Here is a 26241-nt window from a genome sequence, read left to right on the forward strand (position 1 = left end):
AATGCGCCACTTGAAATCACCTAGCTTGAATTCCAGATTTTTTTCACTTAATGTGAAGGGATAGGAGTGTGATGGAATTGAAAAAAAGACGAATTGGTACCTCGGATCTTTTGGTGAGCGAGGCAGCACTAGGATGTATGTCCCTTGGAACGGAAAAAGGAAAAGCGCTCTCTTTATTAGATGAGGCTATTGATCATGGAATTAACTATTTGGATACAGCCGATTTATATGATTTTGGGACAAATGAAGAAATTGTCGGGGAAGCGATTAAAAACAGGCGGCAAGATTTGATTTTGGCCACAAAAGGCGGCAACCGCTTTGAAAAAGGCAAATCTGGCTGGGACTGGGACCCTTCAAAGGCGTACATAAAAAAGGCCGTGAAACAAAGCCTCAAGCGGCTGCAAACAGATTATATTGATTTATACCAACTGCACGGAGGCACGATAGATGATCCTATCGATGAGACGATTGAGGCTTTTGAAGAATTAGTGGAAGAAGGCGTTATTCGCTATTATGGCATCTCTTCTATCCGTCCAAACGTCATTAAAGAATACGCCAAAAAATCCAACATCGTCAGTGTGATGATGCAATATAGTTTACTCGACCGCCGTCCAGAGGAATGGTTCTCTCTTCTTGAAGAACAAGGCATTAGTGTCGTCGCAAGAGGACCTTTAGCAAAAGGGCTTTTAACTGAAAAACCACTTTCGCAAGCAAGTGCAGCGATTCAAAAAAACGGCTATCTTCAATATTCATTTGACGAGCTCCAGCAGGTCATTCCTTCTTTAAAGAAAGTCGCTTATGACCTATCATTCACAGAGCTGTCCATTCAATATTTGCTTAAGCATTCTGCGGTCAGTTCCGTTGTATTTGGCGCAAGCTCGGTGGAACAACTAAAAGAAAATGTAGCAGCGGCAAATGCACGTTCTTTAAGTGACCAAGAAGTAAAAGCATTGACTTACTATACAAAACCATCTGTGTATGAGGCGCACCGATTTAAATAACATAAAAAGAGATCGCTTTATGTGATCTCTTTTTTATCGTGTTTTTCTCTATTAAAAATGAGAAGGGGCTAAAAGCCCCTGTACTCTTATCTATTTGCACTTTCATAATACGCATAATTTCCGGCTTTGCCTTTAAGGTGAAATGTAGTACCAAAACGTTGAAAATTATTTGCAAATACGCCATTATCTGAATGCATACATAATCGATTACCTCCACCTTTAAAAGGAGTTACAGAACAATCAACAATTGTAGTCACCGACGTACGAAAATCCGCTTCCTTTGAATCATTTGTAGCAAGAGCTTGTCCAGAAACAGGTAAAAGCAATCCTAAAGATAAAGCAACTCCAGTCATTGTTCTTCTCAATTTCATGTGAATCATCTCCATTTCCAAATTTTTCAATTCATCTTCATTATAAGAAGAATGCTCCTCTATTAAAAGGGTCTTAATTACTATATTTGTAATAAAAAAGGAATTTTAATAAATCAATACTCCCGTTTCTTCTATTTTGATCACGTATAAAATAGGTGATGGGATTTAGTTTTAAATCATATTTTCACGAAGCTGAAATGAAGTGAAATTCGAAGGAGTCAGAAGAGTCTGCTCTCAAATCACCTATGTTTTGAACAAGTTCATTTCGTGTTGATCAATCTCAATGATGACATGAAAAAAAGGAGCATCAGAGCTCCCTTTTTTTAGCTTTTATATTTTCTCCAGTCCAAATGACTTTCATCTAGCAGCTCGGAGAAGCTTTTATTTTTTTCTTTTTCTTTCTGCTGCCTAAGGAGGTCTTGTCGTTTTTGTTCTTCTCTTTTTTCTGTCTGGGCGGCAAGGTTCTGCTTCATTTGAAGAAGCTGCTGTTTGAGATCCTCGTTTATACCGTCCTTTAATTTCGCTTGTTCTTGATTGGTCTTTTTCATCGTGCCTCTCTCCTTTTGTCCTAAGTGTATCATCCGTTTTATTTGCTGAGCAAGAGTCACGCCAATCTCCCAACATGTGGTATGATCGTCATAGGAAAAACTTCGGAAAGGAAGAATCAGCTGGATGAAGAAATGGATCGCTATACTTGCCTTGATATTATGTCCGCTCGCTGCAATCGGTATTTTTTTCACCAATAAAATGATGTATATTCGAAAATTAACAGATGAAGAGCTCATCAAAAGAGAATCAGATGAAGGACACTATCATCACGAAGAGTTTCAACAGCTTAAAAAAGAGAAAGTGTGTATTCCTTCAGCATTTGGTTATGATCTTCATGGCTATTTTGTGCCGCACCCACATCCACATACAACACGCACCATCGTACTTTGTCATGGCGTCACAGTCAGTTTGATTAATTCCGTTAAGTATATGAAATTATTCCAAAAGCTCGGATGGAATGTGATGCTTTATGATCATAGAAGACATGGAATGAGCGGCGGGAAAACCACGAGTTATGGATACTACGAAAAAGAAGATTTAGCGCAGGTCGTGAAGTGGCTCAGACAAAGACTCGGGGAAAATGCCATTATCGGCATACATGGAGAATCAATGGGTGCAGTCACGACTTTGTTATATGCTGCAAAGCCGGAAGCAAGCGCCAATTTTTACATAGCTGACTGTCCTTTTGCTTCTTTTGAGGATCAGCTTCTCTATCGATTAAAAACAGATTTTCGTCTTTCAGGGCAATGGATTCTTCCACTAAGTGATCGAGTGTTAAAATGGCGGGATGGATACAGCATTCGGCAAGTTTCACCGCTGGATGTGATCGATCAGGTGAAAGAACCTGTGCTTTTTATCCATAGTCTTCATGATGACTATATTCCATGCGAGCAGAGTCAGCAGCTATATGCTCGAAAAAAAGGTGATAAACAGCTATTTATAGCGCCGCACGGGGCACATGCGATGTCTTTTAGCGAAAATAAGGCAGCTTATGAACAAGAAGTTCAAGGATTTCTTCAACAATTTGAATCGAATGAAGATAAAAGAGGAGAATGAACAGCGGTTCGTCTCCTCTTTTTGAGCTAACTTATGCGATAGTCACCACTGTTGTATGATGTCTGCCCGCCAGCTCCATATGACTCTCTTCCGATTGCTGCTGACTCATGACCGATAATCCTGCAGTTGCTGCCAATAAAAGAACTATCAAACTCGTTTTCATATAAATGACCCCCATTTTGAATTTTTGATATGGCTTGAATCTTCCTTTCGTAAAACCGTGTAGATGCTTCATACAGTCCAAGCTCATTGTAATAATGAGCCGCATCAAGTGCCAATTCCTCAATATCTGGGTATAAGCGCTTGTCCTCGAGCAGGTCTAATGTATCGTCTATGATCGTTATTTCTGCATCAACGTATAATGCTTTTAAGAACTGAAATTTGCAGATGTAAATTTCATCTTCTAATTCACAGGCTTTCATAATACCTTGTTGATAGAGAGTTAACGACTCTTCTATTTGTTTTTGTTTAAACAGGATTTGGGTCAGCATAAATAGTGGGTCTAGAGAGCGATTAAGATGGGTTAAATTCTCCTTTTCAAACACTTCAAGAGAGTCTTTCAGATAACGGCTTGCTTCCGCAAGATCGTTCATTTGGTAATAACAGTTACCTAAGTTGAAAAGGGCCGAACCTATGACTCGAGGGTTTCCAATTGAGCGTGCTCGATTTAGAGCATTTTTAAAGTAGGGTAATGCATGTTCATAGCATTTCAAATCATCATAGTTTGCACCGATGACAAATTCACAGTGGATGATTCTCAGCGTGTACGTTCTGTAGGCAGAGTACGTATCTAACGCTTGCAAGGCATAGTGCATCGAAAAGTGGGTTTGTTTCATGTGGTAGTATATTTCAGCTAATTTAAAGTAAAATTCTGCTCTTTCTATATCATCTGATATAAGATTGAGCTTTTTTTCTGCTGAACGGTAATAAGCAATGGCACTTAAATAGTTTTGCTGTTCAAACTCAAACATTCCTGTGAAAAAATGAACATAGTATTCAAGCATGTCCGTTAATTTCGTTTGCGAATGTTCGATCGTTTCTAGCAGGTTCTTAATTTCTTCATCATTTGAGGCTTTCTTTGCCGGTTCAAAATATTCAAGCATCACCTTATGGCGAAAATCCATCAGCTGGTAAAACAGCAACAAGTTTTGATCCTGTTCCATCTCCAGAATTTCCTGCTCGATCTCGGCCTTCAGCTTCTCTGCTTTCATGACATGAAATCCGCAAATCTGCCTATACCATTCGTTTATTTTGATTCCAACCTGAGGCGATGACAGCTTGAGCTTCAATTCACTTTAGCACCTCCCTTCTCATATACGATACATGTTGTATTCTATCACATTCCCTCGAATGGAAGAAATATGAAATGTCATTTTTCGCAAAGTTTTCGGTATCCCGCAATAAACGCTTTCATTGCCTATTTTTCGGCATTTATAACCACGGTTTTTTCATTTCTATTTTTCTCATTTTGTCGAATTGGTTGTTATAAAACGGTTTTTTTGCGTTTTAAAAGATCATTTTTCAGATTAGACATCCCTGCTGTTTGATGAGATGATGAAGGCACGAAAAAAACCCTTTTGTCAAAAAAGGGCTTTTATAATACATCTGTTACCTGTTCCATATTCTCTTTGATCCAATTGACAGCTAATTCGAGCGTTGGAAATTCTTCCGTTTCAAATGTGACTTCATCTTGAAGAAGCCAAACGTCCTTTTTCACCGAATCCATTCCACCTATTGACCAGTGCAAAAGGGTATAGGGATGATTGTTATTTAAAAACGACACCCATGTTTTATTTTGTGCCGTGTTTTGTATCACTCTAAGCTTCTGATCCACTACGTTTCCACCTTACTTTACAAGTATGCCCATTCTTGGACTGAGTATTTGCTGAGGACTTTTCAGCATCAATGTATTAGCTTTTTCATTAAAATCGATGGTCATTTCCTCATCAAAAAATACCTTCTGTGCAATGTGTATATATAGTTTTAAATGTTGGCTATTATTCAGTTGTTCCCATTCACCTGTTCTTTCACTTGTTAACCAAAGCATTGGTACGCCACTCACTGCACAGCCACAACCTTCTGAATCGTAGCGAAGCAGTAATTCCTTAGTTTCGTTTCCTATTTGCTGTTTTTCTATATATGTTTTAGCCAGTTCTGTGATGCGAATATACATGGCGAACATCCTTTTTAAATTGATGCTTACATTGTAACACATAAAACACCATAAAACATGACACACGACTAAATCCGAAAGTCATATTCTTTGAAATACACGCTCTTCTCACTAGGATTATATCTATCTATTGGCTCTTTTCGCTTCTTGTTTTTTAGAATTATACTTATGACGCTACCAATTTTAAAAGAATAAACAGGAGGTTTTAGATCGTGAAAAAAAGATTATCTCTCTGCTTCATCGGGGCACTGATATTTATGTTGAGTTTCGCTGTGCCAAACATGAAAGCGGCATCTGTCCTTGATGAAGTACGAGAAAGCTATGCGACTTATACGGGATCTGGTTACTCAGGGGGCTCCGCATTATTAGATCCTATTCCATCTGACATGAAAATTACGGCTTTAAATCCTCATGACTATAACTATAAAGGGGTAAATGCGGCACTTGCAGGTGCTTACCTTGAAGTAAAGGGTCCAAAAGGAAAAACCGTTGTGTATGTAACCGATAAATATCCAGAAGGAGCAAAAGGAGCTCTTGATCTTTCTCCTAATGCCTTTGCCAAAATCGGTAATATGGCAGATGGAAAAATCCCAATTAGTTGGAAAATTGTAAAAGCACCGATTAGCGGAAATGTAGCTTACAGAATAAAAGAAGGCAGCAGTGAGTGGTGGGCTGCGATTCAAGTGCGCAATCATAAATATCCGATTATGAAAATGGAATATTACAAAGATGGACAATGGGTGAACATGGAAAAGACAGACTACAACCATTTCCTTGGATTTAATATGGGGTCTAAATCTCTTCCTGTTCGAATCACAGATATCCGCGGGGTCATAGTAAAGGATAAATTACCCGCTCTTCCATCTACTGCTGCTTCACAGGCCTATATTGTAAAAGGCAATGTTCAGCTTCCTAATTAACGAGGGAAAGAGGTAGCTTATTTAAGAGCTTCCTCTCTTCCTTCTCTATCCCAGTGATATGCCTCATTTTCTATTTCTTTTATGATTTCATTCTTTCCTGCCATATAGCTTTGTATATCTTCCGGATACTGATTTGCTAATTGTTCCTTGACAGACGCATACGCTACAGCTCGTTCTGGATGGGCCCTTAAGTAATCTCGAAACAATAAATGCCTTTTCACATCAGGGTGATTTCTCTCATAAACATGGACATGATGCGTACGATTCAAGCCACCCTTTTGAAAAAAACGTCTCCCTTTTATGCCATTTTCACCTAGCGCTTGATATCCAAGATGTTCAAAGCTCTCTCTTTTTCTATCGATCTCTTTTATATGACTTACTTCTATTAAGATATCAATAATTGGTTTGGCAACAAGCCCTTCAACTGACGTACTACCAATATGATGTCCTTCTATCCAGTTCTTTTGAATGATTTGCTTGAGTTGCTGCTTTTCTTGATGGAATTCTTCATGCCACTCTTTTTTGAATTCGACAACCTCAACCTTTCGCCTTGGTCTCCATTTCATTTTTGATAAGGTGAGCTCTTTTGCAACATGAATCACATCTGTTTCAAGAAATCCTAACTTTTCGTATAGCCTTTTTGCAGGGGTATTTTTTTGCCCTGTGGTCAGTTCTATAGGGACATTTTTCTCCATAATTGTGGACATAAGTTTTGTTCCAATACCCTGCTTTAGCGCTTTTGGATGTACAGCCAATCGACTAATGATCAAATAATCTTTCTGCTCTTCATAAGAGGCAACGCCTAGTAAGATTCCCTTTTGCTCAAAACCAATAAATTGCTCTTTTGCTTTCATTACATCTTGAATGGTCTCTTTTAATGGTGGGAGATCGGCATAGCCAATTTGTTCAGCTTCTTGTTGGTATGCAGCTAGTTGAATATGTAAGATCTGCTTTGCTACATCACTTATTGTTTGATCTAAATTGATAATCATTGCATTGCCTCTAATTTTTTCACAAATAAAACACGATCTTCATTTATTCCATCATAGTCTGAAAACACGGAGATTCCTTCTACAGTTTTGTCCCCTTTTTCAATTTGAAAGCCCAATTTTGCATGATAGGCAATCGATACTTTATTTACAGGTGCTGTTACCGCTTTAATGGTTGTTCTTCCTTCCTGTTTTGCCACATCATAAAAGGCTTGATATAGGATTTTTCCTATCTTTAATTTCCGATGGTCTGGATGTACACCTACAAAATGAATATACGCTTCATCTGAATGAGATTGCGATAAAAAACCGACTAAAAAGCCAATCAGTTCACCTTTTTCAACGACGACAAAACTTGTTTGCTGAAAATGTTCAAAAAATAGCTTCGGCAATTTTGCGCGCAAATCTCTGCCTCCCCACCAGCTTTGGATGACGGATGTGACGGCGTAAAAATCTGACGGCTTCACTTGACGTATCATGATGACCTCGCCCCTTTTCATTTTTGGCTTACCGCTCTTTTTTTAAAAAAAACTGTTGTTTCAATAGTCTACCTGTCCGATTAATTGTTTGTAAAGATCACGTGTCAGCCTTTTTTCCTTTCAGCTTTGTTGATTCTTCGTTCTTTCGCCGTCATCTCCTTTTAAATCTTCACACTTATTTCAAAAAGTTCACTTTTTGTGCGAAAGTTTCATTCTTTTGGTATGTTAAGATGGTTCATATAGGAAATGTAACAAATGTTTATTGGAGATGATGATATTGGTTTGGATTGTTACTTCACTTGTTGTGTTTAGTCTTTTAAAGCTTCTTGTCACTTCGCTGCCTTCTGGTGTTGTGGAACGCCTTTTTAGTCGTTATGCGGTGCATGCAAAAGTAACAAGTGATCAAACAACGATCATGTTTGAAGATCGTCCGCTCAATGATCAGCAAGTATCTGAAATTATTCAACATTTTAATGATGCGATCTTTATTGAACGCTATTATATTTATCCTGGTGATGAAGAGCGTTTTCTTCATCCGCAGGAAGGGCCGGCACCGCTTACCATGCAAACAAAGCTTGGCAAACATGATGTGACCCTTTATCTGTATCATTACGATGACCACGTGGATGTGGTGCGGCAGTTTACACATAAGCCTAAGAAAAAATTGACGGCCTATCGTTTGCGTTCTGAGCCGCTCCAAACATCCCACAACTTGGCACATGCTTAAAATATGTTGCATCAAATGAGACGAAGTGGAAGACACTTCGTCTTTTTTGTATGGATTTACGCTCTTTTCTTTGAATGATTTACCAGTATCAATTTCGCCTCCTGACGGTTACAATATAAACGGAACATATGTTCTAAGAGGTGAAAATAATGAATGAACGAGCCATTCTGCTTGTGGATATGCAATCGTTTTATGCGTCAGTCGAAAAAGTGGAGGCTCCCCACTTGAAGGATGTGCCGCTCATCGTCTCTGGAGATCCTGAGCGGCGGAGCGGGGTCGTACTTGCCGCCTGCCCTCTCGCTAAAAAACGAGGCGTACAAAATGCATCAAGATTATGGGAAGCGCAGGAGAAATGCCCCGAAGCTGTCGTCGTACGCCCCCGTATGCAGCGCTATCTTGATATCTCTGTCATGATAACAGAGCTGCTCGAACAATACACAGATCTTGTCGAACCCTATTCAATTGATGAACAATTTCTTGATATTACAGGCAGTCTGACACTACTCGGTTCTCCCCGCGAGATCGCTCAAAATATACAAACAACCATTATGAACCAGACTGGCATTTACGCACGTGTTGGCATCGGTCCTAATAAAGTGCTCGCTAAAATGGCCTGTGACCATTTTGCTAAAAAAAACACATCTGGTATCTATGAACTTCGTACAGACAGTGTTGCGGCTGATTTATGGCCGCTTCCGATTGGAAAATTATTTGGCGTCGGCAAACGAATGGAGCACCATTTAAAACGAATGGGCATCAGTACCATTGGGACGCTTGCTGCTTATCCGTTAGACCGGCTTAAAAAACGCTGGGGAATCAACGGAGAGCTTTTGCAGCGAACAGCTTTAGGGCATGATCCCTCTCCGGTCACCATTCACACACATGATCAGCAAAAAGCGGTTGGACATCATATGACTCTTCCCCATGATTATGCGTCTTTTGAGGATATCAAAGTCGCTCTTCTTGAATTGAGTGAAGAAGTGGCAAGACGTGCACGCTTTAAGCATTATCTTGGGCAAACAGTGTCTGTTGGCGTGAGAGGCGCTGATTTTTCTCATCCGACTGGATTTCATAGACAAATCAAGCTTCATTCACCTACACAGTACGGGACAGATATTGCAGACGCAGCCATTCAGCTATGCAAGCAGCACTGGGATGGCCAGCCCATTCGCAGTGTGGGTATTACTCTCTCACAGCTGCAGTCTGACAGCCAATATCAGCTGACTTTATTTGATCACCATGTTCAAAAAGACAAACTCAGCAAAGTATTTGATGCGATCCACATGAAGTATGGACCTGCTGCCCTGCTGCACGCTTCGTCACTGACAAGCGCAGGGCAGGCGTATCACCGCGCCGAAAAAATTGGCGGACATTACAAATAACGGAGGCGAACAGCCATGAATCCCAATAAATTAACACCTGGATACAACCTCATGTGGGAATCAAGCCGAATGATGCTTCCAGAGCACCGGGAGCAGCTGCTTGCTCAAAAACGGAAGAAAAAAGAGTACACCCCTCCCCCGCTGAGCACCGATCAACTGGAGGAAATGAATTTTTTGATCACACAGTCGATTACCGAGGATCAAGCGATTTACGTGACATATGCCGCAGCAGGTATGAAAGAGCAGTTTTGGGGCTGGGTAAAAGCCATTCATTATGAAACGCAGCGCATAAAAATCGTCAATGATGAGGATGTTCTCAACCTGTCCTTGCAGCAAATCGTCGCGATCGACCTTGATTAAATTTTCGCCAAATGACCGCGCGAATCAGTGACATAGAAGCACTGGCAGCAAAAAGCAAACCTCCAAATGGCGAGCCAATCTTGCTTCTTTGCCATATGGCAGATGTCTCCTCCATCAAATTGTGTATTTAATTTGCACAATTTTTCATGTATGATTGGAACATCTTACAAACTCAGGGGAGAAACAGCATGAAAAATAACTTACGTACGTTACATCCGCTTAGTTGGACGATCATCATCGGCACCATATTTGGCCGAATGGCGACGTCCATGAGCATTCCTTTTTTGGCCGTTTATTTGACACAAGTCAAAGGCGCCTCAGCGTCTTCTGCTGGATTAATCATTGCCGTTAGCTCTCTGATTGGGATCGTTGCGAGTTTTTACGGCGGATATATTTCTGATCGTATCGGCAGAAAAAAGGTCATGCTTCTATCGATCTTCGGTTGGTCACTTGTCTTTGTTGGCTTTGCATTTGCAGATGCCATTTGGGTCTTCTTTATCATGAACGCTTTAAACGGACTGTGCCGGGCACTGTTTGAACCAACATCTAAGGCGCTCTTATCTGATGTCACCCCATCAAGTATTCGGTTGTTTGTGTTTAATTTACGGTATACAGCCATTAACATAGGGGTCATCTTCGGTCCTCTGCTTGGCTTATACCTCGGGTCATCGAAAACAACGTTCCCATTTCTCGTTGCTGCCTTCATTTACTTGTTATACGGATTAACGCTGGTCTGGCAATTTCAGAAACATCCAGTTGCTGCTCCAGAAAGCACGAAACAAATTGGTGTCAAAAAAGCCCTTTCCATTATCCAAAAAGATACGGTCTTTAGCATTATCCTCATCGGCGTGACCTTATGTTCGTTCGGGTATTCGCATTTGAGCTCAACGCTGCCTCAATATTTATCCGCTTCACCTATGATTGAGGATGGTCCGAAACTGTTTGGATACCTTTTATCTTTAAATGCAGTTGTTGTCATTGTCGTACAATATCCGCTCATCATGATCGCCAAGCGCTACTCCACCATTTTGTCGCTGACCACTGGGAATATTCTTCTTGCCGGCAGTTTGTTTGCTATTGCTTTTTCACAGAGTCTCGGCATGCTTGCTTTCATCATTGTCGTGTTTACAATTGGAGAGGTTCTGCTGTTTGCGATGATGGATCTTTTTGTAGACAATGTGGCAAAGCCAGAAGTAAAGGGATCGTACTTTGGTGCGATGGGATTTTCTCAGCTCGGCAGCGTCATCGGACCATTTGTCGGCGGACTGTGCATTGACTATTTTGGCGCAGCCCATCCCTTCTCCATTTTTTCAGTCTTGTCGATGGTCACCATCGCAGGTGTCCCGTTCTTACTCATTGGATACTACCGCCTGAAAAAGCGATCCGCAGCTGCGGTCGCTGTTAAAGTCAGTGGAGATCATTAAAAAAACCGCTCTCGTTTGAGCGGTTTTTCTTTATACTCGGCGGATAGCAATCTCTTCCACCTTATGCTGATCACCTTTTTTCAAAATGAGATCGGCTCGATATTTTGTCGGTAAAATATTTTGATATAAATTAGGGCGATTGACGGTATTCCAAATCGTGCTTGCCATGTGATCTGCCTCTTCATCCGTCAAATCTTTGTATTGATGAAAGAAGGATTCAGGGTCTTGGAAAGCTGTTTCCCTTAGCAAACGGAACCGTTCTTTATACCATGATTGAATTTGCGTTTCAGCAGCATCTACATAAATTGAAAAATCAAAGAAATCTGATACAAACACACGCGGTTCATCCTTCAGATCATCCAGCGCTGGGGATTGCAGCACATTGATTCCTTCAATGATGACAATATCGGCATCCTCCACTGTTTCATACACCCCTTCAAGCCGGTCATAGGTCAGATGCGAATATACCGGTGCATGAACAGTTTGTTTGCCCGATTTTAATTCGTTTAAAAAAGACAACAAGGCTTTGACATCATAGCTTTCCGGGAAGCCTTTCTTTTCCATGAGTCCTCGATCCTTTAATTCTTTTTGAGGATACAAAAAGCCATCTGTTGTCACAAGACTCACTTTCAGCCCATCTCCAAGCCTCGATAAAAGCGTTTCAATGATACGAGCCGTTGTACTTTTCCCGACAGCCACACTTCCAGCAATCCCAATTAAAAAAGGGATTTTCGCATGATGCGGGTAGTTTAAAAAGGCATTTACATGCTGATTTTTTTGTTTTTCTGCAAAGACATGCAATGTCAGAAAACGAATAAGTGGTATGTAAATATCTTGAACTTCTTCAAGCGATAAATAGTCATTTAATCCTTGAAGTGCTCTCGCTTCCTCTTCTGAAACAGATACCGGCATATATTCCCCAAGAGCAGACCAAGCCTCTCTTGTATGGCGTGTATATAAAGTATTAAAATCTAGTCGCGTGTCACTCAAAGTCTTTCCCACCAATCTTCACTAAACTCGTAACCAAAAAGACGATAATCCGATTGTAGCTTAAAATGAAGGCGCTGTCTTTATTTTTCAACTAAAGTTTGCTTCTTTTGCGAAAAAAAGCATTAAAAAAAGGAAAATGAGGGTAAATAAGAGTATTCAGTTCGATAGATAGAAGGGAGCACACCAAATGAAATATGTGATGATTGGCGGAGATGCAGCAGGAATGAGCTGTGCTATGCAAATATATAGAGAGGATCCAGAGGCACATATTGTCGCTTTTGAAAAAGGAGAGATTTTCTCATATGGACAGTGCGGCCTTCCCTACTTGATCGGCGGTCTCATTGATCATCACAGCAAGCTGATTGCACGCAGCGCTGAAACCTTTCGCGACAAATATGGAATTGATGCTAGATGCTTACACGAAGTGACCTCCATTGACCCAAAGCAAAAAACGGTGTCAGGTCATCATACGAAAACAAAAGAACCATTTACCGAAAGCTATGACCGCCTCTTAATTGCGACAGGAGCAAGCCCCGTCACACTGGGTTTAGACAATCAGCCGCTAGAAGGCGTACACGTATTAAAAACCATTCCGCATGCGCTGTCCATTTTAGACCATTTAAAACAAAATATCACACATGTCACCATCATTGGCGGCGGGTATATCGGCTTAGAAATGGCTGAAAATTTAAAAGCGCTGGGAAAAAAAGTACATATCATTCAGCGGGGTTCAACACTAGGTCCGGGCTTTGACCCCGATATGGCGAAGCACCTGAAAGAAGAGGCGGATGCCCAAGGTATTCACGTGACACTCGGGGAAACCGTGCAGACATTAGAGGGCGAGTCACATGTAACAGCTGTTCAAACAGACAAACAAACCATTAAAACGGATATGGTCATCATGGCCATCGGCGTCACACCGCAAACATCCTTTTTAGACAAAACAGGAATCAAGCGGCTTCCAAATGGCGCCATTGTTGTAAACGAATACATGCAAACCAATGTAAAAGACATCTATGCTGCCGGGGATTGCGCAGCAACTTATCACCGCATCAAACAATCACTAGATTATATTCCGCTCGGCACAACGGCGAATAAACAAGGAAGAATCGCTGGTTTTCATATGACGGGAACAAACCGGGCGTTTCAAGGCGTGACTGGAACAGCAGTCATGAAATTTATGAGCATGACAGCGGGACGAACGGGCTTATCAGAAAAGGAAGCACAAGCAGCTGACATTCCTTATTCCACCATCACCATTGACAGTACGGATCACGCTGGATATTTTCCAGATGCGCAGAAAATGAAAGTCAAACTGATTTACAGAAGTGATGACTACACCTTGCTCGGTGCCCAAATCATCGGAAGAAACGGTGTAGATAAACGGATCGATGTGATGGCAACAGCCCTTTACCAACAGCTGACCATAACAGATCTAGAAGATTTAGATATTAGCTATGCCCCGCCTTTTAACAGTGTGTGGGACCCGCTTCAGCAAGCGGCAAGGCGGAGATAAAAAGACGGTCACAATGGCGTCTTATCTCAAAAAAAGAAACCAGCTCACGACCGGTTTCTTTTTGTTATTTTTTCATCATCGCTTTGCGTGCTGCTTTTTCAAATAAAAACGGGAATAATTGATACAATTTACTGCCAGCGTTCATCCATCCAGGCAGATTAATCTCTCTTTTTTTCGTCATCATGGCGGATACGACCTTCCCAGCCACCTTGTCCGCACTAAGCATCATGAATTCAACATTCTTCACATATTCACCGCTGCGATCGGCGATGGTAAAAAAGTCAGTGGCGATCGGTCCTGGATTCACCGTGGTGACGTGAATGCCGAGGTCTGCCAGCTCCATTCTGAGGCTGTTTGAAAATCCAAGGACGGCATGCTTTGATGCCGAATAAATGGCTGATTTCGGGGTGGCAATCTTTCCTGCTTGGGAGGCAATATTGATAATATGTCCATGTCCTCTTTGTTTCATCTCTGGAATGACCTTTTTCGTGCAGGCGATTAAGCCAAACACGTTTACTTCAAACATCGACACCATTTCCTCAATGGACGCATCTTCAACGAGATCAAACGCACCAAAACCGGCATTGTTAACCAAAATATCAACAGCCCCCACTTCTTGATATGCGCGATCAACGTCCTCAAGGTGACTGACATCTAGCTGAGCGATGTGACACACCCCGCCAGCACTCATAATCTTTTCTTTTACACCCGTCAGCTTTTCGATTCGTCTTGCTGAAATAATGATTTCTGCGCCTTCTTCTGCTGCCAAGTACGCCATTTTTTCACCAATGCCCCCAGATGCGCCTGTAATCCATATCCTCTTTCCTGTTAATCTCCCCATGCGTTTCACTCCTTAGTTTGCCCTGTAATAGAGAATTCCGTCTTTTTGCACTTCTTCAATTTGCCCGGCTTCTAAGAGGACATCCAGCTGCCCAACTGTCTCCGACATCGTTAAAAATAAGGCCTCTTCATACAGCACTGGAAATAGCTTGCGGCAAAGATGAAAGGCAGTCATTTCTTTTCGTTTGAGCAGCTGATACATCGTATTTGCTCGTTTTTCTTGTTTCTTAAATTTTTCTTCGATCAATTCATGATGAGACGTGATGAGCTCACCGTGTCCTGGATAAATCGTCTTGATTGGCAGATGCAATAATCGATTGAGTGATGCTTTATATTGAAGCAGCGATTTTTGGCGTTCCTCCCCTTCAAACGGCGCTTCCATTAACGGGTTTGAGGAAATGGTCGTCAAAAGCAGGTCTCCACCAATGAAATGGCCCGTTGTTTCATCTAGAAAGGAAAGATGAGATTGTGCATGTCCCGGTGTTTCCATCACGAAGAAGTGTTCATGCCCTTTCAACCGATCGCCTTCTTTGATGACGTCATCTACATGTGCAGTACAGGAATATGTATAAGATTGCTTCACGATTCTTTCACACTCACCTTGACGAAGCGGCACACCTAACTGCTGAAAAAAGCGTTCCATAAAAGCAATTTGACGCTCTTTAAACACAGGGTCCTGGCTAATATACGGCTCATTTAACTCGTGTCCGATCACACGGACATGAGGTTTCATCAGATTTAAAAGACCGACATGATCTGCATGATGATGGGTCAACACCACTTGATCAATATCGTCTATCGATAAACGATGCTCTTGTAATTGCGCGACAAAGGCGTGCTCCGCCTCTTCTGTCATCGGCCCGCAGTCCACTAAGGTCACGGCTTCTCCTTTTAATATATATGCATGTACATCCCCAACAGCAAACGGTGTAGGGATGGATAATTGAATGATGTCTTCTTTCACTTTTATATGTCATCTCCTGCTTTTTGACTCATGGTTCATTGTAACTCTGTCTTCTTTATTCATTGTATCTTGCAAAAGGCAGACTGTCATGCGGTTTAGGCGGTCAATTTTTTTATCTGTCCCTATTGACACAAACTTGTCCACCGTTGCATAATGAACAACAAATATAAGATGCGCGATGACAAGGATTAGTAAGCAAAATAATGATGAAAGAGAGTGAGGTCCGCCGGCTGTAAGGCCTCACCGTCCTCTTATTTGCTGAACCTGCCCTTTGAGCTGTTAGGCAAACCTAAACGTTTCCCGCGTTAAGGGACTAGAGCTGAGTATGCATGTCTGCATGCTAATTGAGGGTGGTACCGCGAAAAACCTTTCGTCCTTTTCAGGCGAAAGGTTTTTTTATTTTCTACAAGGAGGAGCAGCTTATGAGTAAAATTGGATTTATTGGTGCAGGCTCGATGGCAGAGTCGATGATAAAAGGTTTATTAAAAAGCGGCATCATGTCAAATGAAGATATTATTGTCACAAACAAAACGAATGAAAAACGTCTAGAAGAATTAAAGGTGCGTTATGGGGTCAAAACGGATTTCTCTCGTTCTTTTATTTATGAAGAAGCGGATATTCTCGTATTTGCTTTAAAACCGAAAGATGCGGAAAGCGGGATATCTGATGTGCGGCCTCATTTACATGGGCAGCTGATCATTTCGATTTTAGCTGGCATCTCCATTGAAACGATTCAGCACTATGCCGGCGAGAAGACTGCGGTGGTTCGCGCGATGCCAAATACATCAGCGGCCATTCAGCAATCAGCAACAGGCATTGCCGTAAGTCAAGAAGTGACAGAGGATCAAAAGAATAAAGCAATCGAGCTGTTTGAAACGATCGGTCATGTGACGGTATTGGATGAATCACAGCTGAATGCTGTTACAGCTATTGCAGGAAGCGGCCCTGCCTTCATTTATCATTTGATTGAAGGAATGGAGCGAGGCGCCTCGGAACTTGGGATGGACCAAGCAACAGCGAAGTTACTCATTTGCCAGATGATTGCGGGCGCCGCCAACATGCTTCAAAGCAGCGGTAAAGAACCTGCTGAATTGCGCAAAGAAATCACAAGTGAAGGCGGAACGACAGAAGCCGGCCTGAACACACTTGCTGCCTATCAATTTGAAGAAGCCGTTGTCGATTGTGTCAAAACCGCAACAAAACGCGCAGCAGAATTAAACGAAATGTTTTCAGCAAGCACGTATAAATGATAGAGAAAAGCACCTGTTTTGATGACAGGTGCTTTTTTACATACTGCTAACGTTCACTCTTTGACATAATGGCTTTAATTTGATCCAGATGATGTTGTTCATGTAAAGCGATGGTTTCAGCTAATATCTGCACTGTCATCATCCCTTCTTCAGGATGCAGACCCGATTGCTCCCATGTATCCTTTTCTAATAGATGAAGTGTCTTGCTTCTTCTCTCTTTCAATCGTTTAATCAGTGCTTTGATCTCCTGCTCGTTATACCTTTCATAGCCTCTTTCCTTCACATATATTTCAGGATCATACGATTGAAAAGGCATCTGCTCATCTGATATCGCCTGCTCTATCCGCTCTGACCAGACTTCTTCTGTATCATACAAATGCCCTGCGATTTGCTTGATCGACCACTTGCCCTCTCCCAAAGATTGATCTAGCGTGTGCTCATCACATGTTTCCACTAGCTTTACTAGTTCACGAATACTTTCCTGAAGCGATGTAATGATGTCTGTTTTTGTTAATTTTCCAGTTTCCATTTCATCCTTACAATCTCCCTTCAAATAAATGTAAGTCTTATTCTTTATCATACTCTATCTAAGTCGATGGATCGTCTATTTAAAAATAAAAGCCCTATCATCACAATAGGGCTCTTCATCACATATACTTAATGTTTCTCTAATAAAGCATGAATCGCTGATTCTAGTAATTCTGGCAAAATGCCGAATGAGAACGGGATGTGCAGCCGCTCTGTCCATTTGTGCGGGTCCTTTCCTAATGGCCCCACGTTGATAACTGGAACGTAAAGTGCTCCCTTTTCTCCTTCCGGTAAAGAATAGCCTTTTTGATAAAGCGGCATATTGGTCGTGTAATGACCTACGTCCTGTTTTTCGAGCTGTAAGTAACTTAAATCAGACAATCCGGGGAAATATTTCACTTCTTCTATTTCAAGTCCATAACTCTTTTTTGCCTCTATTTGAATCCTCTTTAAGGTTGCTTGGATATGCGGATCTTCCGTTGAAGAAACCGCAGGATAAAATGGCGGACTATAAAATAGAACAATCAGCGGCCCTTCTTCCTTACAAAGCGTCGTCAGCTCAGAGATGATTTTGGTTGAAAAATCACGATCTCCAAGCTCACCTCGATTGGCGAACGCATAGTTAACAATGCGTTCAACCTCCTGTTTACCTGAGCGTTCTGCAGCTTTTTGATACAGCTCATGATACGTGAGAACCGTAATCTTCGTATCAATCGGTGTAAAAGGTTTAAAGCGCTGAAACTCAGCTGTTTTCTGTTTGAGATTGGCCTCGATTTCGTCTGCTGCTTGTTTCGCAGTGTCATAGAGAAGCCCGTGCAGTTCTTCACTTGAACGATTCATCATCAGCACATTAAATAAAGAAACAGCTGTGTGAGGTGTTTGAACGGAATAGGCTTCTTTTAAGTCCTTTTGCATCAAGTTGGTGGGCGGCGGCGTGACTTCACCGTCTACTTCCTCACAATAATCACTATTCAGCTCTAACAGCCGGTTTAATTCAGATACCATAAAATTCGCATTTAAGCCTGAGAATGGCTCTCCTACATGCGTTTCAATTCCTTTGCAGAAAAATCCGGCCAGCACCTTCCCTATACTGCCTGTATACATATATTTGTGTTCATCACCTGGATATTTTTCAAACATGGGCTCACTGTTTAAGCACGCGGTATAGTCAAGGTCATGCTTTTCCTTAAGCTCCTTTAGTTTCGGAACAGCTTCAAGCATTCCTTGAGAATTCACTTCTTCATCAGGGACTGTGACGAGCAGGACATTTCCATGAAAGGTTTCTGTCATCGCTCTTTCCAGCATAGAAAGCTGTACAGTAAGACCTGCTTTCATATCCATGGCACCTCTTCCAAACAACCAGTCACCTGAAGCAAGATCTTCTCTTGCTCTTTTTGGGAGAAGCGCACTTTTTTGAGAAAATGACGCCATTAACTCTTCTGGTTTGCATGCCATGTTTTGAAATTCACCGTAATCTTCTGTATCGACGACATCGAAATGACTAAGCAGCAAAACGGTACGTGGCAGCGTGCTGCGCTTTACAAGCGCCGTTAAATAATACCGGCCATCTTTCATCGGATGCAAAGCCAAATGATCAGGGTTCTGCTTGAAATAAGGCCGCTCCCTCAGCAAATAATATAAATATTCAGCTAACGCAACTTCTCCAGTTGTACCCGATATGCTTTCATACTGCATAAGAGCTGTGAGCAGTTCCTTTAGTTCACTCTCTGTTTGCCATTTCATCCCTTTTCCCCCTTTGTTGTCTCTATCTCTCCATTATACAAAAACGCGTATAAAAGCTATATTCTTTGAGCACCTTTTATGACGAAAGTTTGAATGGCTGTTATAATCGGCTATACAATTCCATGAGGAGGCGAAGGTATTTGGAAACAAAACTCTTTTCACCTTGGACATTAAAAGGTGTTACACTGAAAAACCGCATCGTGATGTCCCCGATGTGTATGTATTCATCCTATGACCATGATGGGAAATTACAGCCTTTCCACTTTACACATTATATTTCCCGTGCCCAAGGTCAGGCTGGCCTGATCATGGTGGAGGCAAGTGCTGTTTCTCCCGAGGGAAGAATTAGTGATCAAGACCTCGGTATTTGGAGTGATGAGCACATTGAAGGATTTGCTTCATTAAACGAACAAATCAAAGCATACGGAACCAAGACAGCTATCCAGCTGGCTCATGCAGGGCGTAAGGCTGAACTAGGTGGTGACATCCTGGCACCATCAAGCATTCCATTTGATGAACAGTCTAAAACCCCTGCCGAGATGTCTATCGATCAAATCAAAGATACCGTTCAGGCGTTTCAGGATGCAGCTGTCCGAGCAAAAAAGGCTGGCTTTGACATCATTGAAATTCATGGGGCGCATGGCTATTTGATCAATGAATTTCTTTCACCGCTGGCAAATCATCGAACAGATGACTATGGCGGTTCACCAGAGAACCGTTATCGTTTCTTAAGAGAAGTCATCGATGCAGTCAATGAAGTATGGGACGGACCATTATTTGTCCGTGTGTCTGCTTCTGATTACACGACAAAAGGACTTGATATTGCAGATTACATTGGCATTGCTACATGGCTGAAGGAACAAGGTGTCGACTTAATCGATGTCAGCTCAGGCGCTGTCGTACAGGCGAAAATCAACACATTCCCTGGCTACCAAGTGACCTTCGCAGAAAAAATAAAAGAAGGTGCCGGTATTCAAACAGGGGCAGTCGGTCTGATCACATCTGGTGTACAGGCAGAGGAAATTTTACGAAATCAGCGTGCAGACTTAATCTTTATAGGCAGAGAATTTTTACGGGATCCATACTTTCCAAAAACAGCTGCTCAAGAACTTCGTACATCTATCGAAGGCCCGCGTCAATATGACCGCGCTTGGTAAAAGCTCATAGAAAAAAGGTGTCTATTTTTTGAAATAGGCATCTTTTTTGTTTTTAAGAGAAACATATCAGCCTTTTGTGCCGTCTTTTAGCTAAAGAACCACTTAGAGGAGATGGAAGAATGAACTCGGCAATGATTGAAAGAATGTATCATATAGATGGACATCATTTTTATACAAAACATCGTCAAGGCAAAAGGCAAGCCACCATTATCTTTGAAGCAGGCTACGGCATTTCGGGTGATACGTGGTCGAATATGGTCCGCGATATTGATCCTGAGCTTGGGGTTTTCTTATACGATCGATTAGGAAATGGAAAGAGCAGTGACAGCAGTGAAGGAAGAACATTGCATGATCTTGCAGATGATTTAGATGCGCTGCTAGAAGAAGCCAATATTCAGCCGCCCTTTATCATTGTGGCTCACTCATTTGGCTCTCTTGTCAGCCGGTTATGGGCAAGCCGCAGAGGAGATGACGTCATTGGCATGGTGATGTTAGACCCAGCAAGTGAGGAGCAAGAACAGGTCATCCTGCCGCTTTTATCAAAGGAAGAACGCACCTCATATATGGCGCAATTCACAGCAGAATGTACGCATGAGGACTTTCAGCAAATGCTAAGTACAATGAAAGAGGAGCAAACCCATTATGGGATGATGCCGCTCCTTGTCATTTCATCAGGTAAGAGCCGATTGTTTCATCCAGCGCATGAAGCTTGGCTCAGACTTCATAAACGGATGCTGTCTTTGTCATCCCAAAGCGGATGGATTCAGGCGCAGAACAGCTCGCACTATATTCATCATGATGAACCGCATATTGTGCAGCTTGCGATCTATGATGTATGGTGCGCAGCCAAACAACCTGTTTCCTATTATCAAACAGCCAATTAAAAACAAAAACTCCTTGACTAGTTATCAGTCAAGGAGTTTTCTTTTCTTTATGCCGTTGGAGCAGACTGACTTTTTTTAGAAAGCAGCTTTTCAATGCTGACAAGCTGAACACATAATGTAAAGATGTCAATCGCTTGCTCTAGTTCTTCAAGTGTTGGGAACGTTGGCGCAATGCGAATGTTACGATCAAGCGGGTCTTTTCCATAAGGATATGTCGCGCCTGCACCTGTCATTGTAACACCTGCTTCTTTTGCCTTTTGCACAACAGCTTTTGCACAATGATCGAGCGTATTTAAACTAATGAAATATCCGCCATTTGGCTTGTGCCATTCAGCAATGTCTTTCCCGCCAAGTGTTTCATCAAGAATGGAAAGAACGAGGTCAAACTTTGGCTTAATGATCGCTGCATGTTTTTTCATATGTTCCTTCAAGCCTTCTGGATTCTTGAAGAAACGAAGATGTCTTAATTGATTGATTTTGTCTGGTCCGATCGTTTGAACCGATAATTGCTTTTGAGTGAAGCTCACATTGTCCGGGCTAGACGCCATCAGTGCAATACCTGATCCTGGGAATGTAATTTTAGAAGTAGACGCAAACATAAACACACGATTTGGGTGCCCTGCTTCCTCTACTGCTTGAAAAATATCTTTTAACGTATCAGGCGTATCAGTTAGATGATGGACTGCGTATGCATCATCCCAAAAAATGCGGAAGTCGTCTGCTTTTGTTTTCATAGAAGCGAGGCGGTCAACAACCTCATCTGAATACGTAATGCCATCTGGGTTGCTATATTTTGGTACACACCAAATGCCTTTAATCGCTTCATCTTCTGCGACCAATTTTTCTACCTGATCCATATCAGGTCCATCAGCCTTCATATCGACTGTGATCATCTCTATGTTAAATAGCTCACAAATGGCAAAGTGACGGTCATATCCTGGGCTTGGTGCAAGGAATTTTACTTTTGGCAGCTTTCCCCAAGGTGTTTTGCTGTCATATACGCCGTGAGTCATGGCACGGGCAATGGTATCGTGCATCATATTAAGGCTGGAATTACCGCCGATGATGATTTGTTCTGGCTTCAGATTGAGTACATCTGCAAAAAATGTCTTCGTTTCAGGAAGCCCTGTCAAGCCGCCATAGTTTCGCACATCTGTGCCATCCTCAGCAGTCATCGCATCCTTTGATGTCACAACATCGAGCATACCCATAGACAAATCGAGCTGTTTTGGTGAAGGTTTTCCTCTAGACATGTCTAAGTGTAAGTTTTTACTTTTATAAGTTTCGTACTCATTTTGTAGTGCTGCATATAGGTCATTTAATTCTGCTTCACTTAACGCTGTAAAACCGCTCATCTTTGATTGTGCCTCCCGTATTCTTCATAGTTTCATTCATCATTTGTTTTTTCTTCACCATTTTACCACTACCTGAAAAAGAGAGTCATTATAAATATCAAAAAAATCACACAACTTTTTTTGACGATTCATCCAATTTTTACAGCGTGCGGTCAATGGAAAAAGAAAAGAAATCATGTGCAGCTTCTGTCAGCGGGAATATATCGCGGGCTTCTTTCAATAGTTGTTTCAGTGCCTCTTCTCCTTGGTAACGTGCACTAATATGGGTCAAAATTAATCTTTTTGCGCCTGCTTCCTGCGCCGTTTTCGCTGCTTGTTCTGTCGTGCTGTGATAATAATTGTAGGCTAGATCAGCATCTTCTTTACCGAATGTTGCTTCATGGACTAACACATCCGCATCTTTGGCAAGCCTTGTTATATTCTCGCATAAACGGGTATCTCCTGAAAATGCAACGATTCTCCCTTTTTTAGGGGGTTCCAAATAATCGGTTCCATCAATGATTCTTCCATCTTCGAGTGTCACGGTTTCCCCATTTTTTAACTTCTGATACAAAGGTCCAGGTTTTACACCGATTTCTTTTAGGTCTTCGGCTTTTAATGCACCTGGTACATCTTTTTCCACTACCCGATAGCCGTAAGCTGGAATACCGTGAGATACTCGTCTTGCTTCTACTTGAAAGGTATCATCTTCAAATATGATCCCTTCATCTATCTCTATGATATGCAGCGGATATGTCAAATGCGTTTGTGTAGCTGAAAGTGCTGCGTTCACAAACGCTTTGATGCCCTTAGGCCCATAGATTGTTAGTTCATCCTCTCCGCCTTGAAAGGATCTGCTGCCAAGCAGTCCTGGGAGACCGTATACATGATCACCATGCATATGAGTGATAAATATTTTCTCGATCTTTCTCGGTTTAATCGTTGTATGTAATATTTGATGCTGCGTCGCTTCTCCGCAATCAAAAAGCCACACTGCTTTTCTTTCTTCTAAAAGCTTTAGCGCAGTGCAAGTGACGTTTCTAGTTTTTGCAGGAATGCCTGCACCTGTTCCTAAAAAGAGCAGTTCCATTACTTTTCCTCCTAAAGCCGGTATACAATATCTTCATTCATATAGAATACATGAAGACAAGGTAAATGTGAATTCAGCGGAATTTTCGAAAAAAGTCAAACGAGAGCAGAAAAAGTCGAATCAAATGTTTGCTTTACGAACAATGAACCTTTAAAATAAAGAAAATGTACATACAATCTCGGTTTTTACAACAATGCTACGAATAAAGTGAGGTACTTTTCGTGAATACAGAAACTAACAATCCAAAAGCAGTCATTGTCATTTTTGGCGCAACAGGAGATCTTGCCAAACGCAAGCTCTACCCTTCTATACATAGACTTTTTCATAGCGGAAAGCTTGGTGATCAATTCGCCGTCGTCGGTGTTGGACGCCGTCCGTGGTCTCATGAGGATCTCAGAGCTGTGGTGAAAGAATCTGTTTCTTCTGATGATGCAGAAGCGAAAATAGAGGAATTCAGTTCGCATTTTTATTATCACGACTTTGACGTATCAAGCCCTGCTTCCTATCAATCGCTTAACACACTTTTAGCAGGCCTTGAAGATACGTACAGTATCCCAAATAACCGGATGTTCTATTTAGCGATGGCACCGGAATTCTTCGGAACGATTGCGAAGTTCCTAAAAAGTGAAGGCGTATCAAAAACAACCGGCTGGTCAAGACTTGTCATCGAAAAACCATTTGGCCATGACCTGCCAAGTGCCAAAACATTAAATGAAGAAATTCGAGATGCATTCTCTGAAGATCAAATTTATCGTATTGACCACTATCTCGGTAAACAAATGGTTCAAAACATTGAGGTCATCCGTTTTGCGAATGCCATCTTTGAACCCCTTTGGACAAACCGATATATCTCAAACATTCAAATTACATCTAGTGAATCATTAGGGGTTGAAGACCGGGCTCGTTATTACGAAAGTTCAGGTGCACTAAGAGATATGGTCCAAAACCATATGCTTCAAATGGTGGCACTTTTAGCAATGGAGCCGCCAATTAAGCTGAATACAGAGGAGATCCGCAGCGAAAAACGGAAAGCATTACGCGCTCTTCGTCCTTTCTCTAAAGATGAGGTCGATCAATTCTTTGTCCGCGGACAGTATGATGCTGGTACGGTTGATGGCCGCATGGTTCCTTCCTATCTTGAAGAGCAAAATGTAGACCCGAACTCAAACACAGAAACATTCGTTGCAGGGAAGCTGCTCATTGATAACTTTAGATGGGCCGGGGTGCCATTTTACATTCGTACAGGAAAACGATTAGAAAAGAAATCTACTCAAATCGTTGTTCAATTTAAAGACATTCCAATGAACCTGTACTATGGAAACGGAAATTCCATGCATCCAAACTTACTCGTCATTCACATTCAGCCAGATGAAGGCATTACCCTTCACCTGAACGCTCGCAAGCTTGATGGCGGTACGTATGCGAAACCGATTAAGCTCGACTACCAAACAAACTATAACGACATCATGAATACACCAGAAGCATATGAAAAGCTGATTCATGACTGCTTGCTAGGCGATGCAACGAACTTTGCTCACTGGGATGAAGTGGCGCTTTCTTGGAACTTTGTTGATCCGATTTCTGAAAAATGGGCAGAAAACAAAACATTAAAACCAAATTATCCTGCTGGTTCAATGGGACCAAAAGAAGCCGATCAGCTTCTAGAAAAAGACGGATATCATTGGTGGAATATATAAAATGAAATAAAAAAGAGCAGTCTCCCTCGGGGGTTCTGCTCTTTTTTTAACGTCCTGTTTTCGTAATTTCAACCGTTGAAAAGTCGAACTTATCATAGCGGTGATGACTAAAGGAGTACTCAAACGGCCGGCCTGTGTTTAAATAAGCAACCTGCTCGACTTCGAGCACAGGATCCGTTGGATCACAGCCTAAATATTGCTGGTCCAGCTCATCTGATTTAGCCGCTCTAATTTTCTTGTGCGCTCCTGCCACTTTTAAATGGAGTTCATTTGATATGTAGCCATAGATCGATCCCAATAAAACCTCTTCATCTATGCCCTTAATGACATTGACCGGCATAAACGTTTTTTCTAATACATATGGCTCCTCATCCACAAGGCGGAGCCGGATGATGTCATAAACGGGTGTGGTTAAGTCAATAGATAGGTGGGCTGCCACTTCTTCGCTTGGAAAATGGACATCAAAGCGAATGATTTGGCTCGTGACGTTTTTGTCCGCCATGACTTTCGTGAATCCTTTATTTTCATGACCAGATACATTGATAGCCCCTTGGTTTAGCGCTGCCTTCACAATAAATGTGCCGTGTCCTCTTTTTCTAAAGAGCAGACCTTCTGCTACGAGAAGATCGAGCGCACGCTTCATTGTCATTCGGCTGCATTGAAATTCAGCGGCAAGCGAGTTTTCATCTGGAATGGGTTGATCTTCTGGATAATATGCTGTTCCTATTCGTTTTCTGATTTCTTCTGAAATGAGTTCGTACTTTTTCATCTCACACCACCAACTGACTTGTTTTTTCATAGCTTCCTCTCATTCTAC

Annotated in this window: 27 protein-coding genes and 1 other annotated feature; of the genes, 12 read left to right on the forward strand and 15 right to left on the reverse strand. The window is 41.8% G+C overall.

The annotated features are described in order from the left end of the window. Window positions 1–77 precede the first annotated feature (77 nt). Window positions 78–1001 (forward strand): aldo/keto reductase, encoded by a 924-nt coding sequence (locus C6Y01_RS06340; RefSeq protein WP_106037958.1) that lies wholly within the window; start codon window positions 78–80, stop codon window positions 999–1001. An 86-nt stretch (window positions 1002–1087) separates the two neighbouring features. Here the strand turns inward: C6Y01_RS06340 and C6Y01_RS06345 are convergent, their stop codons facing one another. Continuing rightward, complete coding sequence (locus C6Y01_RS06345) at window positions 1088–1372, reverse strand: LCI fold-containing protein (RefSeq protein WP_034661170.1); 285 nt, start codon at window positions 1370–1372, stop codon at window positions 1088–1090. Window positions 1373–1695: 323 nt separating this feature from the next. Then, window positions 1696–1920, reverse strand: coding sequence for a YqkE family protein (locus tag C6Y01_RS06350; protein WP_034661172.1), 225 nt, complete (start codon window positions 1918–1920; stop codon window positions 1696–1698). 124 nt (window positions 1921–2044) lie between these two features. Between C6Y01_RS06350 and C6Y01_RS06355 the strand changes: the two genes are divergently transcribed. Next, window positions 2045–2977, forward strand: coding sequence for an alpha/beta hydrolase (locus C6Y01_RS06355; protein WP_034661174.1), 933 nt, complete (start codon window positions 2045–2047; stop codon window positions 2975–2977). A 26-nt stretch (window positions 2978–3003) separates the two neighbouring features. Here the strand turns inward: C6Y01_RS06355 and C6Y01_RS06360 are convergent, their stop codons facing one another. The 3 genes from C6Y01_RS06360 to C6Y01_RS06370 form a co-directional block, all read right to left on the reverse strand. Next, window positions 3004–4266: a response regulator aspartate phosphatase gene (locus tag C6Y01_RS06360; RefSeq protein WP_034661176.1), complete on the reverse strand. Its 1263-nt coding sequence runs from the start codon at window positions 4264–4266 to the stop codon at window positions 3004–3006. Window positions 4267–4571: 305 nt separating this feature from the next. Next, window positions 4572–4811 carry a YqkC family protein gene (locus C6Y01_RS06365; protein ID WP_003215790.1) on the reverse strand — a complete coding sequence of 80 codons (240 nt, stop codon included), beginning with the start codon at window positions 4809–4811 and terminating at the stop codon, window positions 4572–4574. A 12-nt stretch (window positions 4812–4823) separates the two neighbouring features. After that, entirely contained in the window at window positions 4824–5150 is a 327-nt protein-coding gene (locus C6Y01_RS06370; RefSeq protein ID WP_106037959.1) for an iron-sulfur cluster biosynthesis family protein, read from the reverse strand. A gap of 257 nt (window positions 5151–5407) precedes the next feature. On the opposite strand from C6Y01_RS06370, the gene exlX reads away from it, so the two are divergent. Continuing rightward, window positions 5408–6070, forward strand: coding sequence for an expansin ExlX (gene exlX / locus C6Y01_RS06375; RefSeq protein ID WP_223249902.1), 663 nt, complete (start codon window positions 5408–5410; stop codon window positions 6068–6070). A 17-nt stretch (window positions 6071–6087) separates the two neighbouring features. Here the strand turns inward: exlX and C6Y01_RS06380 are convergent, their stop codons facing one another. Both C6Y01_RS06380 and C6Y01_RS06385 read right to left on the reverse strand, forming a co-directional pair. Beyond that, window positions 6088–7062 (reverse strand): GNAT family N-acetyltransferase, encoded by a 975-nt coding sequence (locus tag C6Y01_RS06380; RefSeq protein WP_034661182.1) that lies wholly within the window; start codon window positions 7060–7062, stop codon window positions 6088–6090. Continuing rightward, window positions 7059–7538, reverse strand: coding sequence for a GNAT family N-acetyltransferase (locus C6Y01_RS06385; RefSeq protein WP_034661184.1), 480 nt, complete (start codon window positions 7536–7538; stop codon window positions 7059–7061). Before C6Y01_RS06385 ends, C6Y01_RS06380 begins: the two co-directional genes overlap by 4 nt. Before the next feature lie 277 nt (window positions 7539–7815). Here C6Y01_RS06385 and C6Y01_RS06390 point away from each other — a divergent pair, with 277 nt between their 5' ends. The 4 genes from C6Y01_RS06390 (at window position 7816) to C6Y01_RS06405 (ending at window position 11431) form a co-directional block, all read left to right on the forward strand. Further along, window positions 7816–8265, forward strand: coding sequence for a YfmQ family protein (locus C6Y01_RS06390; RefSeq protein WP_034661187.1), 450 nt, complete (start codon window positions 7816–7818; stop codon window positions 8263–8265). Between the two features lie 149 nt (window positions 8266–8414). Next, the gene (locus tag C6Y01_RS06395) at window positions 8415–9647 is read left to right on the forward strand and encodes a DNA polymerase IV (RefSeq protein WP_034661188.1); all 1233 of its coding nucleotides are present in this window, start codon (window positions 8415–8417) and stop codon (window positions 9645–9647) included. A gap of 15 nt (window positions 9648–9662) precedes the next feature. After that, a complete protein-coding gene (locus tag C6Y01_RS06400; RefSeq protein ID WP_034661189.1) occupies window positions 9663–10007 on the forward strand; it encodes a YolD-like family protein in 345 nt (114 codons plus the stop codon). Window positions 10008–10195: 188 nt separating this feature from the next. Next, window positions 10196–11431: an MDR family MFS transporter gene (locus C6Y01_RS06405; RefSeq protein ID WP_034661190.1), complete on the forward strand. Its 1236-nt coding sequence runs from the start codon at window positions 10196–10198 to the stop codon at window positions 11429–11431. 30 nt (window positions 11432–11461) lie between these two features. Here the strand turns inward: C6Y01_RS06405 and coaA are convergent, their stop codons facing one another. Continuing rightward, a complete protein-coding gene (gene coaA, locus C6Y01_RS06410; RefSeq protein WP_034661193.1) occupies window positions 11462–12421 on the reverse strand; it encodes a type I pantothenate kinase in 960 nt (319 codons plus the stop codon). Window positions 12422–12608: 187 nt separating this feature from the next. Between coaA and C6Y01_RS06415 the strand changes: the two genes are divergently transcribed. Then, window positions 12609–13937, forward strand: a complete 1329-nt coding sequence (locus tag C6Y01_RS06415) for a CoA-disulfide reductase (RefSeq protein WP_034661194.1) — start codon at window positions 12609–12611, stop codon at window positions 13935–13937. A 64-nt stretch (window positions 13938–14001) separates the two neighbouring features. Here the strand turns inward: C6Y01_RS06415 and C6Y01_RS06420 are convergent, their stop codons facing one another. Together C6Y01_RS06420 and C6Y01_RS06425 are read right to left on the reverse strand one after the other, a co-directional pair. Further along, window positions 14002–14778 (reverse strand): SDR family NAD(P)-dependent oxidoreductase, encoded by a 777-nt coding sequence (locus C6Y01_RS06420; protein ID WP_106037960.1) that lies wholly within the window; start codon window positions 14776–14778, stop codon window positions 14002–14004. Between the two features lie 12 nt (window positions 14779–14790). Further along, on the reverse strand, window positions 14791–15741 hold the full coding sequence (locus tag C6Y01_RS06425) for an MBL fold metallo-hydrolase (protein WP_106037961.1): 951 nt from the start codon (window positions 15739–15741) through the stop codon (window positions 14791–14793). A 169-nt stretch (window positions 15742–15910) separates the two neighbouring features. Then, window positions 15911–16122: a binding site (T-box leader), on the forward strand. Window positions 16123–16163: 41 nt separating this feature from the next. Here C6Y01_RS06425 and proC point away from each other — a divergent pair. Then, a complete protein-coding gene (gene proC / locus C6Y01_RS06430) occupies window positions 16164–16991 on the forward strand; it encodes a pyrroline-5-carboxylate reductase (RefSeq protein WP_106037962.1) in 828 nt (275 codons plus the stop codon). A gap of 46 nt (window positions 16992–17037) precedes the next feature. Here the strand turns inward: proC and C6Y01_RS06435 are convergent, their stop codons facing one another. Then, window positions 17038–17520: a DinB family protein gene (locus C6Y01_RS06435; RefSeq protein ID WP_034661198.1), complete on the reverse strand. Its 483-nt coding sequence runs from the start codon at window positions 17518–17520 to the stop codon at window positions 17038–17040. A 128-nt stretch (window positions 17521–17648) separates the two neighbouring features. Continuing rightward, the gene (locus C6Y01_RS06440; protein WP_106037963.1) at window positions 17649–19262 is read right to left on the reverse strand and encodes a M20/M25/M40 family metallo-hydrolase; all 1614 of its coding nucleotides are present in this window, start codon (window positions 19260–19262) and stop codon (window positions 17649–17651) included. A 140-nt stretch (window positions 19263–19402) separates the two neighbouring features. Between C6Y01_RS06440 and namA the strand changes: the two genes are divergently transcribed. Continuing rightward, window positions 19403–20419, forward strand: a complete 1017-nt coding sequence (gene namA, locus C6Y01_RS06445) for an NADPH dehydrogenase NamA (protein ID WP_095285364.1) — start codon at window positions 19403–19405, stop codon at window positions 20417–20419. A gap of 119 nt (window positions 20420–20538) precedes the next feature. After that, window positions 20539–21303 (forward strand): alpha/beta fold hydrolase, encoded by a 765-nt coding sequence (locus C6Y01_RS06450; protein WP_106037964.1) that lies wholly within the window; start codon window positions 20539–20541, stop codon window positions 21301–21303. A gap of 47 nt (window positions 21304–21350) precedes the next feature. On the opposite strand, the gene C6Y01_RS06455 is transcribed toward C6Y01_RS06450, so the two are convergent. Both C6Y01_RS06455 and rnz read right to left on the reverse strand, forming a co-directional pair. Continuing rightward, window positions 21351–22658 (reverse strand): aspartate aminotransferase type Ic, encoded by a 1308-nt coding sequence (locus C6Y01_RS06455; RefSeq protein WP_066030694.1) that lies wholly within the window; start codon window positions 22656–22658, stop codon window positions 21351–21353. Between the two features lie 139 nt (window positions 22659–22797). Beyond that, entirely contained in the window at window positions 22798–23727 is a 930-nt protein-coding gene (gene rnz / locus C6Y01_RS06460) for a ribonuclease Z (RefSeq protein WP_034661203.1), read from the reverse strand. Window positions 23728–23948: 221 nt separating this feature from the next. On the opposite strand from rnz, the gene zwf reads away from it, so the two are divergent. Beyond that, the gene (gene zwf, locus C6Y01_RS06465; protein ID WP_106037965.1) at window positions 23949–25424 is read left to right on the forward strand and encodes a glucose-6-phosphate dehydrogenase; all 1476 of its coding nucleotides are present in this window, start codon (window positions 23949–23951) and stop codon (window positions 25422–25424) included. 46 nt (window positions 25425–25470) lie between these two features. Here the strand turns inward: zwf and C6Y01_RS06470 are convergent, their stop codons facing one another. Next, on the reverse strand, window positions 25471–26193 hold the full coding sequence (locus C6Y01_RS06470) for a GntR family transcriptional regulator (RefSeq protein WP_034661205.1): 723 nt from the start codon (window positions 26191–26193) through the stop codon (window positions 25471–25473). Window positions 26194–26241: the final 48 nt, after the last annotated feature.

This window comes from Bacillus sp. NMCC46, from assembly GCF_002998465.1.
GTDB lineage: Bacteria > Bacillota > Bacilli > Bacillales > Bacillaceae > Bacillus.